The sequence below is a fragment of the Viridibacillus arenosi genome (assembly GCF_001955655.1).
GTDB lineage: Bacteria > Bacillota > Bacilli > Bacillales_A > Planococcaceae > Viridibacillus > Viridibacillus arenosi.
In genome coordinates this window covers 96,860-111,727 of the sequence record NZ_MSPW01000007.1, presented here as the reverse complement: position 1 = coordinate 111,727, position 14,868 = coordinate 96,860, and the positions used below count along the sequence as shown (strand labels likewise).

Genomic DNA, 14,868 nt, shown 5'->3' with positions numbered 1-14,868 from the left:
GAGAGAACTAAGCTTTTTATTATAACTCTTCTTTTGCTACATTTTTCAACAATTTATTTTGGATGGCCAAATATTGATCGACCTCTTCCTCACTTAATACGCTGAAAAGTTCCAATGCTAAATCATGTCCCTTTGACTGGGCATCAATTAACACCTTACTTCCCATTTCTGTAATAGCTAATAAAACATGACGACGGTCATTAGCATTATATTGACGTTCTGCAAAGCCATTTTTTACTAACTTTGTTGCAATATTCGTCATAGCACCTGGCGTATAGCCGAGCTTATCTGCTAAAACAGTCTGCTTTTGTGGTCCGTTTATCTTTAACTCACTCAGAGCTAATATAGGTGATATGCCTATATTATGTGGAAACATTTGTGAAAATCGAATGATATTAGCATTGTTTACTAATTCAACTGCATGTATAAGTTTAAAAATATTCGTGTCTCTCAATTTGTCCTCCCCTGATTGCAGAAAAACTTATCTAAGCATTATTGATCCACCGTCAGCCATAATTGTTTGACCAGTAATATATTGAGAATCCTCAGAAGCTAAGAATACTGCTACGCGACCGATATCATTTTCAACATCACCAAAACGTCCCAAAGGAATTTTGTTTTTAACTGCTTCATAATATTCTGGTTGTGCTTTTGCCCAAGCTTCTACACCTTGTGAATTTGCAAGCGGTCCAATTATGTTAACGTTGATACCGAAACGGCCCCATTCGTTAGCAGCTACACGTGTAATACCACGAATTGCTTCTTTAGCTGCCGCATATACACCTTGCGTTTCATGTCCAGCTAAACCAGCACCTGAAGCAAAGTTAATAACATTTCCTTTTGTTTCCTTCAAGTATGGAAGTGCGGCTTGCATTAAATAGAATGTTGCGTAGAAACCTGTACCAAATGATAGATCAAGATCTGCTTGAGTTGTTTCCTCAATTGATACTTGTTTTGATGCATGAGCATTGTTTACTAAGACATCAATTTTACCATATTTATCAGCGACTGTCTTCACGATATTGCCTAAATTATCACGATCCATAAGGTTAGCTTGGATAAATGTTGATTTTGGAGAAATTTCTTGTAATTCTTTTGCCATTGCTTCTCCAGCTTCTTCATTTAAATCAACGATTGCAACGATTGCGCCTTCTTTAACCATTGCTTTTGCCATACCGCCACCGATACCGCCAGCTCCACCGGTGATAATTACCACTTTTTCATCTAACTTCCCCATTAATCACAACTCCTTTTATTCATGATTATATTTTAACATTAAAACATTTATTAGTGAAATGTAAAATCCCCCTTTAAAAAGCCTATTGATTCATAAAAGTTATACTACATAAGTCTTTACAGCAACTTTTTATGGATATCATTTACATATAATTAAACACTAATATTCGCTCATTTATATTACGAATGGAAACTTCTTTAAGAAATATCTCATTCTCTAATTCAAAATTAGTTTCATATTGTAAAAACTGCACATAATCTATTGATGGATAATATAAAATAAGACTAATTTGACGAGGCTCCAATTCAACAGAGCGTAATATATTGTTTACTACTTTACGGAATATTTGAACTGAGAATGGATTGAAAAAGAAAAACACATTATCTTTTGGCTGAATTAAATAATCTTGTGCTAACACACATTCAAAATCAATAGCACTATTTTTCACACTGTGTTTCTTCATATATTGAACTTTATTCGTTAAAGCATTTTCATAAAAAGTAGAATTCATTTCAACCCCAACAACATTTGTATGAAAGCGGTGATGCACATAAAAAGGTACACGTCCTTTACCACACCCCATATCCACCACACAATCCGTACTTTCAAGACTATATTTCTCAAAAAGTTGGTCTAGTGCGGCGTATGGCGTAGGCTCATAGCGGTGGTAATGCGTCAATGTTGGATAGCCATACTGATTGCCTCCAGTCTCAATATGTAAAAGCTGATCAAATTGTATTTCATTCATATTTTGTTCACCCAATCTTTAATATTAAATATTTTATAATTAAAACTTTTGATTATCTAATAATTTTCAATTATAATGGTCTCACAATTTAATAATAATTTAACGGAAGGGAATTTGTGAATTATACGACTTGTTTAGCAAAATGAGCTTCCATCATTACTAGTAGTGGTGCCGTAATTGATGAAAACCACTCGTTTTTATGCTGAAGAAACCGTTCGTTCAAGAAGTGAACTCTAGGGACTAGCAACGGAGGCTAGATTCTTTTAATCATTTTCTAACTCACTCTTCTTAATCCGTTTTTATTAAATGTAAATGGGCAGTGAACTTTGGCTTTCAAAATCTGAAGGAGAAGTTTTACTCATTTAAATGTTTTAACGACAAAATACCTTTCTTTTAAGCTAGCTGCTCGACACAGCTAGCTTCTTTTTTATTCTTTGAGTTATATTTTATTAACTTCAACAAAAATCTGACTCCTTTATTAATAATAGGAGTCAGACATACACATAAGAAATTCAACTAACATCAGTTGATTTAGTTAACAGCACTAACTTTTTTAAATAACAAAAGGTTGCCATAGATTGATGTGCTATACAATCAATTGGCAACCTTTTGTCTCTTTTAAAGTAGAAGTTGGGTGGGTTCACTCTGCCAGCACCGGCAATCAGTTACCGGGCAGTGATTATTCATTCGTTAGTTTTATCGTCTGCGTTTAAATAGGAAGACGAAAATCGTGGCTATAATTAGGCATCCAATAGCTATAGAACTTATTATAATCGTGTCTCTTGAATAACCCTTTATTTGCTGATTTTCTTTATCGGGTACACCTAGAATCTGCCCACCATCTCCTCCAGGACCACCCTGCATACCATTTGGAGGTTGTCCTCTTTCAGGCATATTGTTTGGATCAAAACCTTCGCCACCAGGTAGATTTTGTATACCCTCTTCTTTGGTTTCTGCGTTAGTTTTTGCGGTAGTACCTTTATCAGTATTTGTATTTTGTTGATTTACTTTATCACCTGTAGAGGTGGATGAATCTACAACCAATTCACCTGATAGTTGTTTCAAAATTGATTGTGAACGTTGTTTTGCGAATTCAGGTAAGCTATTATCACCTGTTACTGCCGCTTTAAATTCTTCTGTTGTATAAAATTTCGTTGGATCTTTTTCAACATAAGGAGTGATTAATTTTGCAATTTTAGCAGTTTCTATTGCAATTTTATCCTCTGTTAAATATTTTGTAGCTATATCATTTAAATATTCTTCATATTTTTTACGATATTTATCATTCGATAGTAGGGCGTTTAATAATGGACGCTCTTCTAAAGACGTCCCAGAAACCGGTGTTGTTACACTGAAATTGATACTTGAATCTGAAATCAACTGACCATTTCCTGCGCCCATACCTACACGTTTTTCGATAGCGTCTTTATCCTTAGTGGCATCTTTTGTTCCATCAGCCTCTTCTTTGTTTAATTCAGATCCTATTGTATCGTCTGTTAATACTTCTTGATCTGCATTATTTATAGGATCCTGATTTTGCACTTCTCCGTTATTTTCCTGTGGTGGCTGCATTTGTCCCCCATCACTAGGTGGTTGACCTTGCGTACCTTCTGGAGGTGTAGGCATACCATTCATATCCATTTGTTCATCACTATTTGAGCCTGCTTGAGCTTTACTCTCAGTAGTTGATTTTATTTCAGAATTGCTATCACCTTTAGTAGCTAAAGAATCTTTTTCTGTATTTTCGTTAGTGTTTTCTTGGGTTCTATCACGGCCGCCACCGCCTCCCCCTGCACCAAAACCTCCAAAGCTCATATTGTAATCCCAAGGAATAATGGAGAACTTGCCTTTTTCTTCATATAAATAATAGTTATGCTTCATGTTACCTTGATAACTATCTAGGTTTACTAGTGCTGTATTTGTTGCAAAATAGCGCAACATATTGTCCACATCAACTGTGTCTTCAATACTAGCACCTTTATTGTTAATGGCACTTAAGAAATTAATCATCGCTTCATCATCAGAATCATCTGTACTTGTTTTTTCATTCAAACCAGTGTAATCATCGATATCATCACTAATCCATTTCAAATCACTGCCTGTACCATCTGGTTTGTATAATGACCCAGTATTGGTTAAGAAATTTTTGGCTAGGAAAGTTTCGTCCACTTGTTCAACGCCTAGGAAAAGCCCTCTATCTTCACCATTCACCGTTACATACATATATGAGTATGAGGGTGTTGGCAAGCCCATTTCTTCCATTAGCTGATAAGAAAGATATTCTCTCATCAGAGTTGCATCACTATAATTGTTGTTTAAATTCAGCTTCTTCAAACCATATAAACTTTGCTCGTCATTGTAATAATCGAAGTCGATTTTCAAGCTGTATCGATCTGAATCTTCATCACTTGCCACCTCGCGCAACGACAAATTACCTTTTGTACGTACACCGACGTGCTCAAGTATTTTTCCATTTACAGTAACATTTGCTTCTTTAATTTCCTCATCAAGCGGATTATCTAACATGTCTTGCCAATCCTTATCAGAAATTTCAAGATCGACTGTGGTTACTTTATCTTTGTTAAATACCTTATTTGTATAACTTGTTTCTGTATTTTTGGAATCCAAAGATAGATTGGGCAAGATTCCTACAGCGCATATGAACACAATCACGAGTACAGCGAGAATGCCGTATACTACTCTATTTTTGATCATGCTGTAACTCCTTTACGATGATTTGTGGTTCTTGTATTAAGCAGTGAAGTTACCATCGTAGCTAAGCATTACTGCTGATTTCACACCTTGAATAGCTGTTAAATCATTCATGAATTTTGAATCATTTTCTTTTACTCGAATTTCGTAAGTTACTTCTAACTCTTCACCAGGCATCACTGATTTTGATTTTAAAGCGTGTTTTTTTGATTGAGATGAAATAACTTTTTCCATAGCATTTTCAACTGTTGAATCTGCATATTTTATGATTAATAAATATGGATTTTCAATTGTGATTCTATTGACGAATAGTACTAGCACTAAGCCAATTAATATTGAACCTACGATTACTAATGGAATAAATCCGGCACCACATAAAATACCTGATACGATAGACCAGAATAAAAAGACTAAATCCATTGGGTCTTTGATAGGTGTTCTAAAACGAACAATTGATAAAGCACCGACCATACCAAGGGACAATAGGACATTTGAAGAAATACCCATAATAATAAGTGCTGTGGCCATTGTCATAATCATTAAAGAAATATTGAAAGTGTGTGAATAAATTACACCTGAAAATGTCTTTTTATATACTGCATAGATAAAAAGGCCAATGATAAATGAGACAAAGAGTCCGATTAATGCATCTGTTAGCGAGAAAGCTGACGTTTTCTCTATAAAGCTTGATTTGAAAATATCTGTGAAATTTGTTGTATCCATTATTAATTCCTCCAAAAAGTATTAACCGTACATACGGCTTAATTGATATTTTGAATATGCATCAGGTCTACGATCCATCATTTGCAACATCATTTTGATAACATCCGGTAAATATTCATCGTATTTCACTTCTAAAATTACTTGTGTTGGATCAAATACAGATGCCATAGGTAAATCTGGATTAAAAATATCTGTATTACGAAAACTTGTTTTAATTTGGCCATCAAATGTCACGCGTACATTCCCAAATGGGTAAACATACGCTTCGCGAACATAATCAACAACTGTCATCGGCTTCAATTGATATAAAGACATTTGAATAAATAGTTCACGAATAAGTTGGCGTTCATCCTCCTCCATCCAGTCAATCTGTCCAATACGCATTGATTCATATTCATCACATGAAATACGGCATTTTTCTTTAAAAGTTAAATTGTTTCGCTTACTTTTCTTTTCAAGATTAATGAATGATGAATTATGGCCGTAAATACGAACGCGATATTTATCACGTTTGAAATAACCTTCTTTTTTCTCATTCAAAATTTTGTTTTCAAAGTTATCGAAATACACGCTACGAATTAAATACTTCCCATCACCACCAGCATGTGCATCAAGTTTCATCACATGTTGTAGTTTATTACGTAAAATGGTGTAATCCATTTGTGAGATGGCATGTTTGAGTTCTTTTCGACCTTTAACAGTAAACTCATCTTGATATCTCATATTTTTTTGCTCCCTTTATCACTTATTTTCCATCAGCTAATGCATTCTCGATTTCATAATCTTCATATAAAGAAGACAACCATGTTGAATAGTTGGCATTTATTTTTTCGTTCATTAAAGCTGTTTTTACATCATCCTTTGAGTTTTCAAATGTAGCTTCCTTTGCTGCTTTTTTACCTGTAACTTTAATAATGTGGTAGCCATAATCTGTTTTAATAGGATCGCTTATTTCATCCACTTTCATGGAAAAAGCAGCTTTTTCAAAACTTTCGTCCATTACACCTTTTCCAAAATAGTCTAGGTTACCCCCATTTGAAGCACTTGCTGTATCAGTTGAATACTCACTAGCTAGCTCTGCAAAGTCTTCACCTTTTTTAATTTTCTTCTCTACCTCTTTTGCTGTTTCTTTGTCTTCAACTAATATATGACTGGCTTGTACTTGCTCTTCTTGAGAAAAAGTATCTTTATTTTCTTTAAAATATGTTTTTAGCTCTTTTTCGGTAATATCTATTGTTGGTTCTATTAATTTTGTAGTTGTTAAATATGTCTTAATATTGTCCTTTGCATCTTGTAATTTCATAGCGTTAGATTCTAGCGCTGCTTCAAATGCCTCTTTACCACCATAAGAATTTTGCAAGTCATCTAGCTCCGCCTGAATCTCTTTATCTGAAACGGTAATTTTTTTCTTGACGGCTTCTAGCTCAATGACTTTATTTGTGATCAGTGTACTAAGCACGTCAGTCCCATATTGAGAAACAAGTTCTTTATTTAACTCTGATTGGGTTATTTTTTCCCCGTTAATTTTAGCGACGTAATTATCTGCTTTTGGTACTGTTAAATAGTAGGTAATTAACGCCATTAGTAAAATTAATGGGATTCCTATAACTAGAATGAGGCGCTTACCCCTCCCCTTCTTATCTTCTGATATTTCTTTTGTCATTTATATCATCCTTCCTTATGTTCTGTTCTTTACAAAACCTACTTTACAGAATCAATGTGTCAGCTAAATGTCGGGATTTGTATTTATGAAAGAAAAAAATCCAATTCGAATTTATGATCGAATTGGATTTCTTGGTCATTATCATTTATTTGATTTTGGAATTATTAATTTGAATGTTGTACCTTTCTCAGAGCTTTCTACAAGATGTAGATCGCCAAGGATGGACTGCGCCATCATTTTACTAAGCGGTAGCCCTAGACCTAAGCCACGCACTTCGTATTTCTTATTTTCACCTCGATAGAAGCGTTCGAAAACTAAATCTTGCTCTTCCTTTGGAATACCTTGTCCATAATCAGATACAGTAATAACAACCGATTCCTTCTCATCATGCAAAACGACGTTAATATTGCCTTGCCCCTTCATAGCTTGTTCAGCATTTGTAAATAAATTGGTGAAAATCTGTTGAAAACGAATAGCATCAATATTCACCGTTACTAACTCTTTTAATGTAGTCAGTGTTAACTGGATATCGTCAGTGTCCTGCATTAGCCTCCATCGATTAACTACGTCTTTTACCATTTGGTTAATTTCAAGTTCTTCAAATTTTACAGGAATGGCGTTTACAGCAAATGAGTTGAATGCCAATAGATCACCAACCATTGTTTTTAATTTTGATGTTTCATTTATCGCCATTTTAACAAATTCGCGAGCATCATCACCTGAAACAACTCCATCTTGAATGGCTTGTAACAGACCACTAATAGAAGTTACAGGTGTTTTTAATTCATGTGTCACACCTGCTAATAATTCTGTTCGCATTGACTCAAGTTGTTCCAAGCGCATTGCCATCTCTTTAAACGAACGAACAAGTTCATACACTTCTTCTTCCTTTAAATTTTCAGGAAGTTTGATATTATAGTCTCCCTGCTGTACTTGTTTTGCTGCGGCGGCAACCTCTTTAATTGGTGTAGCTAATCTTCTTGATAAAAAATAAATTGCACCTAAACCTAGCAATGCTAAACTGCCTATCATAATAGCTAGCTGACCATACTCTTGATTTAAATGTGTAAGGCTCTCCTTCGATTCTACAATGACTACCCAACCGACTTGTTCATCGTCAATTTCAATTTTCTTCTTTACCGCATAAAAAACTTTTGATGTACCATTATAAGTAAGTTTCTGTACCTCATCACTAGACGATAAAATATCGGCTTGAATACTTTGCTCTCGCGGTCCTTTAGGACGATTACTTGAAATGATTTTGCCTTCAGTATCTACTATATAAATGACGGGCTTAATATCCATATTCATAAAACGATCACGCTCTCTAAATAGTCCAGGATTTTCACCATTTGGAATTCCTGCATCAACATTATCTGAAATGCGATGAGTCGTTTCCTCTGCCATGAACTCAATCATATCCAATCGATACACTAGTGTTGTATGACGTAACCAGATTGCTGATATAAACGCAATAATTGTTAGCCCTATACATAGAGTTAGCAAATAGCGCGTAGTCCAATATCGCGTTAAGGATACCCTTTTCTTTTTACGACTTTTTAACACTTAACTGATACCCCAATCCACGAAGTGTCTTTATTTCCCCGTCTTCGGCAGGCCAGTTTTGTAGTGATTTACGTAATCTCTTTATTGCTAAATCGACTGCACGGTCGCTACCATCATATTCCCATCCCCACACTTGCTCAATTAATTGATCTCGTGTAAATGTTTTGTTTGGATGCTCTGCTAGAAACATTAATACTGATAAATCTCTTGGTGTTAAATCTATTTCTTGATTATTCACATGTACATCATGTGATTGTAAGTTAATTTCTAAGCTACCAAATTTCCTCTTAGGGGCTTTATCGCCTTGTGTTCTTCTTAAAACGGCTTTCACGCGTGCAACAACCTCTTCAGCAATAAATGGCTTTGTAATGTAATCATCTGCACCTTCATTTAGGCCTTCAAGGCGATAATTGACTTCACCTAAGGCTGTTAACATGATAACTGGACAAGTATTTATTTGACGTATTTCCTTTAAGATCTCCCACCCACTTTTTCCTGGGAGCATAATATCTAATAACACGAGATTAGGATTAAATTCATGGAATTTCTTAATTGCATCAGAACCATTATAGGCCTGCTCTGTTTGAAAATTCACCTTTTGCAAATAGGCCTTGAGCACTTGGCTAATCGCAAATTCATCTTCTACAATGAGTACTTTATCCATACAATTCCCTCCAACTCGCTTATATTTTCGTTTTCCAAACATTATATCATTTCAATACGTCAACTAGATGTCATAAACAAATAACACATAACTGAAAAGCGGTAAAAAATTAAAAAAACTCCACTAACATAGCCGTTAGTGGAGCTCATAATTTTTTATTAAAGAAATGTCCTAGAAGTGAATGAAAATAATTCTTCCACTAAGCTATTTATTGTACTGAATCTTCTGGTTTGTCAAAGTAGGTTGCCGCTTTTTCGTAATCGAAGCGACCTTCCCATTTAGACATAACAATTGTAGCTAGAGAGTTACCAACTACATTTACCACTGTACGAGCCATATCAAGAATACGGTCAATACCAGCAATAAATGCTAAACCTTCTGGTGGAATACCAACAGTACCAAGAGTCGCTAATAATACAACAAAAGATACACCTGGTACGCCTGCAATACCTTTAGAAGTAACCATCAATACAAGTACTAATGTAATTTGATCCATAATAGTTAAAGGAACATTATACATTTGAGCAATGAAAATTGCCGCAATCGCTTGGTATAGCGTAGAACCATCTAAGTTAAATGAATATCCCGTAGGTATTACAAAAGATACGACATCCTTTGGACTACCGAATTTCTCCATTTTTTGCATTACTTTTGGTAATACGGTTTCAGAGCTTGAAGTAGAGTATGCTAAAATCAACTCATCTTTTAATACTCTAAGCAAACGGAAAATATTGATACCAACGAGCTTAGCAATTGAACCTAATATCACGATTATAAAGAATATCATGGATGCATAAACTAAAATCGCCAATTTACCTAAAGGAATTAATGACTCTAAACCAAATTTTGAAACGGTTATCCCGATTAATGCGAATACACCAAAAGGAGCAAATTTCATAACTGTGTTCGTTACCCAGAACATAGCGTCTGCTGTTCCTTGGAAGAAAGCAAGAACTGGTTTCCCTCTCTCACCAATAGAAGCTACACCAAGCCCAAATAATACAGAGAAGAAGATTATTGCTAACATGTTCGTATTAGCCATAGCATCAATGATATTCGTTGGAACAATATTAATAATTGTATCAGCGAAACCATGACTTTGTACTTCTTCAGTTGTATGAAGATATTGAGAAATATCACCTTTAGTGATAGCACTCATATCCACACCAACACCAGGTTGGAATATATTCGCAACCAATAAACCGACAACAATTGCAATTGTTGTTACAACTTCAAAGTAAATAAGCGTTTTCGCACCTAATTTACCAAGCTGTTTCATGTCACCTGTTCCAGCAACACCTAAAATTAATGTAGAAACAATAATCGGCACAACGATCATTTTGATCATATTCAAGAATATTGTACCAATTGGTTGTAAATAAGTTTCAACCTTTGGATTGCCGTAGAAAATCGCACCTACTGTAATACCTAAAACAAGTCCGATCAATATTTGAACAGCTAAACTTATCTTAAATTTTTTCTTCATCAATAAGTCACCCCTTTGTTCTGTTTTACTTTTTACAGAAAAAGCCTTATTCACATTTTAATAACGACTTATCAAATCCGACAGAATCCGACATTTATTTGATTAAAAAATTTTGAAATAAGAAATTATATTGTTTTTCCACTATCTATTTTGCCTATTTAGGTGGATGTTGATACTTCTCTAAAGACTCTACATATAACACTTGTAAGAATTTCTTCACATTCACTTTTATCTTCCTAGTCACTTTAGAATCCTCTTGAATCGAACGCATACATGTTCGAATTTCTGAGAACTCAAAGTAGCGCGGAGCATAATATTCAAACTCAGGGTTTGTATAATCTACAACACCTAAAGTTGCTAAGTTGTTCATTGCGGCCAATATCGTTCTACGTATGCGTTGCTCTATGGCCTTACTTTCTTTCATTATCTCAACACCGTTAGTCTTTGTTTCAGATGCAAGTTCCTCATATAAATCCTTTAAAGCGGGCAATTGCATTGAAGATTCACTACGATTGATCAACAATTCCATTATGCATAGAATATCATCACTTCCTACTTCTCCTACAATACCCATATCATTTAAAATGGATAACACAACATCTCTTATAGTTCGATGTGTCTCTTCTTTTGTGGTCTCTTCAAAATTTATTAAAGATTCACGAATCGTGAGCAGTGATCGTTTTAATAAAAAACGCTCAGCAGTTTTCTTTAAGACATTTTGCACTTCCACTCGATTGATGGGTTTATGGATAAAGAACTCCACATCTTTTTCGTATGCTTGTCCTACCATTTCCTTATTAACGACTTGTGAAATCATCACAAAATGGCCTTTAAATCCTTGTTTTCTCAATTGTTCTATTGTTTCAATACCATCTAAGTTTGGCATTAATAAATCGATTAATACAAGATCAGGATGGCTTGATAAAATAAGTGGCAATGCACTTTCTCCACTATCAGCCTCCCCAATTACTACCCCCAAATCACCTTCAATAATTATTTGCTTCAGCATTCGGCGGCTAGCTGCATCATCATCTACTATAAAATAACGCAGGATTATTCAACTCTCTTTCGAATATTCTTCGTTGGTATTTCGATTCTAAAAATCAAGCCACTCTCAAGATTTCTAACAGAAATATCCCCTTCAAGCATTTGTACAATTTCGCGTACGTGAGATAAGCCAATCCCAGTTGCTGCAACACCTTGCTTATTGTATTTCGTTGTAAAGCCAGGCTCAAAAATAATATCTAAATCCTCTTTAGATATACCCTTGCCAGAATCACTTACTTTAAAGCATGTCTTCTTTTCTATATCAGTCACCTCAATTGAAATTTCACCATCATCATCAATGGCCTCAACAGCATTTGCTACAAGATTATTGAGCATAGCTAGTAACGGAATTTGTTGATTCGTTTCAAAATCGGTGGATACTTTCACATGAAAAACAATTTGTTTACCTAATAGCTCACTATATTTCTTATTAGCCGTTGTAACGAAATCAAATAAATTCGATAAAAAATAAACATCATTTGTTTTTTGAAGCGTGATGTTTGATAAACCCGAGAATATACGCTGAGCATCTTTCTTAACTTCATGAATTTCCTGGGCAATATGCAAAGCCTTCACACTCAGCTCTCTTTGCTCAATATCCTTTAATTTACGATATAGATCATAGCTAGAAGCTGTAATTTTCTCTATATGATTCATTGATTTTTGCAAATACAACGTCTCTACATATAAACCTGAGTCTACCGTTAGCTCTTCCTCTAATCGTTTATGTTGCTCTGAAATAACGACTGAACTATATAAACCTACGACAAAAAAGCTTCTCAATAAAGCAACTGCACTTAATAGCCCCAAATCATATAAATCAATACTCGTTTCAGCTATTAAGGAAGAGCGAATGATATGTTCTACACTATTCCCTATAATTTCAAGTAATGTCGCATATATACCTAAGCGTAATGGTTTATCTTGATATTTTTCAACGCCAAATATTCGAAAACCACTAGAAAAAATAAAGTAATAAATAAAGGCAGGAGCATTTTGCTTTAGGCTTTCCGTAATATCAAACAAATTAAACGCTACATCATTCATAATTCGGAATAAAACTACCGTTAACCCCGTAACAATCCCAGCTCTTATAATTGCATAAGGCGGTCGAATTAATATAAGTAAAAGGAACATAATGCTCCCAAGACCAAATCGAAAATTTTCCCCATAGAAAGGTGCCACTTTTATCTCACTGCTAATAGCTGTCAAAATAGCGATGAGAATTATCCATATCAGCTCGGACTTTCTCCATTTAGCACTTAAATTGATCATTAGAACTCTCCTAAAATAAATTACCCAATAAAAATGAATTTGCTTAAAAATCTCTATTTTATGAAAACGCAATCACTACGCCATTTTACCATTGTTCTATTTACAAGGAAAAACATTTACTTAATGCTCTTCTTTTATTAAGAAAATGATCTTTAAGTTACACAAATAATGTGATCAATATGAGGACTTAAGTTGTTTTCTACTATAATGGTTGAATTCTTAACATTTTTCACCAAAGATATTAAAGGCAACTCCAAATTAATTAGGGGAATGAATTGAAAAAGTTAAAGAACTATATTACTTCGTTCTAATTATTCAATTAAGCGTAAGATGACTGTTTATACAGTTAGATTGGTCTTTTATGGTTGAGGTAATACCTTCATATATAAGTATTGTTACTTCAATTTAAATTAATTTTTTGATTAGTTTGCTTTTAATAAATAATAAAAACCCGATTAAGCAGTCAGTTGATGCACTGGCTTTATCGGGCTTCATTATTTTAACTCTAGATAAACGGTTAGCTAGTAGTACTAATCATTACATTACCAAAACACTTTAACATTCCATCATTTTTGAAATTAACTTCCGATTACGTTTTTTAAACAACTCGTTGTGAGAGGAAACCATTCCAAATCCATTTGCCTCAGGTTCAATATATTTTTTAGCCTTATTTACTGCATTTGCTGCATCTTGGAATGCGCCAGCAATTAAATTCACTTTCCCTTCATATTTTACAATATCACCTGCGGCATATAGACCTGGTACTGATGATTCGCCCGAAGAGTTGCTTTCAATATAAAAGTTTTCCGCAATATCAATTTCAACTTCACTATTTTGAAGTAAAGACGCATCTTGTTCAAAACCATGATTAATAATGACTTCATCAATTTCTACATACTCTACTTCATTACTTTGATGATTTGTTAATTCGACTTTCTCAATTATTTCTCGATTTTCACTAGCGATAAATTTTGTAATAGATGTGTTAAAAAAAGATGTAACCGAGCTTTCTAATAAGTGATTCACTTGGGATTCATGCCCATTTAGTTGATCTTTTCGATACGTTAAATACACCTTTTTCGCTATTGGCTCTAATTCATTTGCCCAGTCAATTGCTGAATTACCGCCGCCAGAAATGATGACCGTTTTATCTTTGAAGCGTTGAATAGATTTTACAGTGTAGTTCAAGTTCGATACTTCAAATTTATCTGCACCTTCAAGTTGAATTTTCGTTGGATTCAAGATACCACTTCCAACGGCAACTATTATGGTTTTGGAGTAATGCTTATTTCCTGAAGCTGTCGTTAACTCAAAAAGGTTTCCATCATTTTTTACAATGGATTCTACTTTTTCATTTAACACAACAGTTGGATTAAACGTTAATCCTTGTTCGACTAATTGCTCAATCAATTGCTCTCCTGGTAGCGGCTTATGTCCCCCTACATCCCATATCATTTTTTCTGGATAAACGTGCAATTTACCACCTAAATAAGGTTGATATTCAATGATTTTCGTTTTCATTTCACGTAATCCACTATAAAAAGTTGAATATAATCCTGCTGGTCCTCCACCAATTATCGTCACATCGTACAACTCTTGTAGTTCCATATATTAACACTCCTAATTTGTATTAAATAATTTATGTATCTATCTATTTTCTTCAATTGAAAAAATTAATTGACTTTCAGTATCATTGACCTTATATTTAAGCATGTGCAATGATACTGAAATTCATTCTCAATTGTAA

Annotated in this window: 13 protein-coding genes; all 13 read right to left on the bottom strand. The window is 34.3% G+C overall.

The features are described from left to right. Nucleotides 1-19 precede the first annotated feature (19 nt). Entirely contained in the window at nt 20-454 is a 435-nt protein-coding gene (locus BK137_RS13835; RefSeq protein WP_038178946.1) for a MarR family winged helix-turn-helix transcriptional regulator, read from the bottom strand. Nucleotides 455-481: 27 nt separating this feature from the next. Next, nucleotides 482-1,237: an SDR family NAD(P)-dependent oxidoreductase gene (locus tag BK137_RS13830; RefSeq protein ID WP_038178944.1), complete on the bottom strand. Its 756-nt coding sequence runs from the start codon at nt 1,235-1,237 to the stop codon at nt 482-484. A 142-nt stretch (nt 1,238-1,379) separates the two neighbouring features. Further along, a complete protein-coding gene (locus BK137_RS13825) occupies nt 1,380-1,985 on the bottom strand; it encodes a class I SAM-dependent methyltransferase (protein WP_038178942.1) in 606 nt (201 codons plus the stop codon). A 696-nt stretch (nt 1,986-2,681) separates the two neighbouring features. Beyond that, nucleotides 2,682-4,700, bottom strand: a complete 2,019-nt coding sequence (locus BK137_RS22320; RefSeq protein ID WP_051448542.1) for a CotH kinase family protein — start codon at nt 4,698-4,700, stop codon at nt 2,682-2,684. A gap of 36 nt (nt 4,701-4,736) precedes the next feature. Next, nucleotides 4,737-5,420 (bottom strand): DUF4956 domain-containing protein, encoded by a 684-nt coding sequence (locus BK137_RS13815; RefSeq protein ID WP_038178940.1) that lies wholly within the window; start codon nt 5,418-5,420, stop codon nt 4,737-4,739. A gap of 21 nt (nt 5,421-5,441) precedes the next feature. After that, nucleotides 5,442-6,143 carry a polyphosphate polymerase domain-containing protein gene (locus tag BK137_RS13810; RefSeq protein ID WP_038178938.1) on the bottom strand — a complete coding sequence of 234 codons (702 nt, stop codon included), beginning with the start codon at nt 6,141-6,143 and terminating at the stop codon, nt 5,442-5,444. A gap of 22 nt (nt 6,144-6,165) precedes the next feature. Continuing rightward, nucleotides 6,166-7,083: a peptidylprolyl isomerase gene (locus tag BK137_RS13805; RefSeq protein ID WP_038178936.1), complete on the bottom strand. Its 918-nt coding sequence runs from the start codon at nt 7,081-7,083 to the stop codon at nt 6,166-6,168. 141 nt (nt 7,084-7,224) lie between these two features. Continuing rightward, nucleotides 7,225-8,649, bottom strand: a complete 1,425-nt coding sequence (locus tag BK137_RS13800) for a HAMP domain-containing sensor histidine kinase (RefSeq protein WP_038178934.1) — start codon at nt 8,647-8,649, stop codon at nt 7,225-7,227. After that, nucleotides 8,633-9,313, bottom strand: coding sequence for a response regulator transcription factor (locus BK137_RS13795; protein ID WP_038178932.1), 681 nt, complete (start codon nt 9,311-9,313; stop codon nt 8,633-8,635). Before BK137_RS13795 ends, BK137_RS13800 begins: the two co-directional genes overlap by 17 nt. Nucleotides 9,314-9,521: 208 nt before the next feature. Continuing rightward, nucleotides 9,522-10,799: a cation:dicarboxylate symporter family transporter gene (locus BK137_RS13790; RefSeq protein WP_038178930.1), complete on the bottom strand. Its 1,278-nt coding sequence runs from the start codon at nt 10,797-10,799 to the stop codon at nt 9,522-9,524. Nucleotides 10,800-10,953: 154 nt separating this feature from the next. Further along, nucleotides 10,954-11,850 (bottom strand): response regulator, encoded by an 897-nt coding sequence (locus tag BK137_RS13785; protein ID WP_038178928.1) that lies wholly within the window; start codon nt 11,848-11,850, stop codon nt 10,954-10,956. A 2-nt stretch (nt 11,851-11,852) separates the two neighbouring features. Next, nucleotides 11,853-13,121 carry an ATP-binding protein gene (locus tag BK137_RS13780; RefSeq protein WP_038178926.1) on the bottom strand — a complete coding sequence of 423 codons (1,269 nt, stop codon included), beginning with the start codon at nt 13,119-13,121 and terminating at the stop codon, nt 11,853-11,855. Between the two features lie 555 nt (nt 13,122-13,676). Next, on the bottom strand, nt 13,677-14,729 hold the full coding sequence (locus BK137_RS13775) for an NAD(P)/FAD-dependent oxidoreductase (RefSeq protein WP_038178925.1): 1,053 nt from the start codon (nt 14,727-14,729) through the stop codon (nt 13,677-13,679). Nucleotides 14,730-14,868 lie beyond the last annotated feature (139 nt).

Coding starts and splice junctions, on each gene's coding strand:
- BK137_RS13830 (WP_038178944.1), bottom strand. CDS start 1,237: ATGGGGAAGTTAGATGAAAAAGTGGTAATTATCACCGGTGGAGCTGGC.
- BK137_RS13825 (WP_038178942.1), bottom strand. CDS start 1,985: ATGAATGAAATACAATTTGATCAGCTTTTACATATTGAGACTGGAGGC.
- BK137_RS22320 (WP_051448542.1), bottom strand. CDS start 4,700: ATGATCAAAAATAGAGTAGTATACGGCATTCTCGCTGTACTCGTGATT.
- BK137_RS13815 (WP_038178940.1), bottom strand. CDS start 5,420: ATGGATACAACAAATTTCACAGATATTTTCAAATCAAGCTTTATAGAG.
- BK137_RS13810 (WP_038178938.1), bottom strand. CDS start 6,143: ATGAGATATCAAGATGAGTTTACTGTTAAAGGTCGAAAAGAACTCAAA.
- BK137_RS13805 (WP_038178936.1), bottom strand. CDS start 7,083: ATGACAAAAGAAATATCAGAAGATAAGAAGGGGAGGGGTAAGCGCCTC.
- BK137_RS13795 (WP_038178932.1), bottom strand. CDS start 9,313: ATGGATAAAGTACTCATTGTAGAAGATGAATTTGCGATTAGCCAAGTG.
- BK137_RS13790 (WP_038178930.1), bottom strand. CDS start 10,799: ATGAAGAAAAAATTTAAGATAAGTTTAGCTGTTCAAATATTGATCGGA.
- BK137_RS13780 (WP_038178926.1), bottom strand. CDS start 13,121: ATGATCAATTTAAGTGCTAAATGGAGAAAGTCCGAGCTGATATGGATA.
- BK137_RS13775 (WP_038178925.1), bottom strand. CDS start 14,729: ATGGAACTACAAGAGTTGTACGATGTGACGATAATTGGTGGAGGACCA.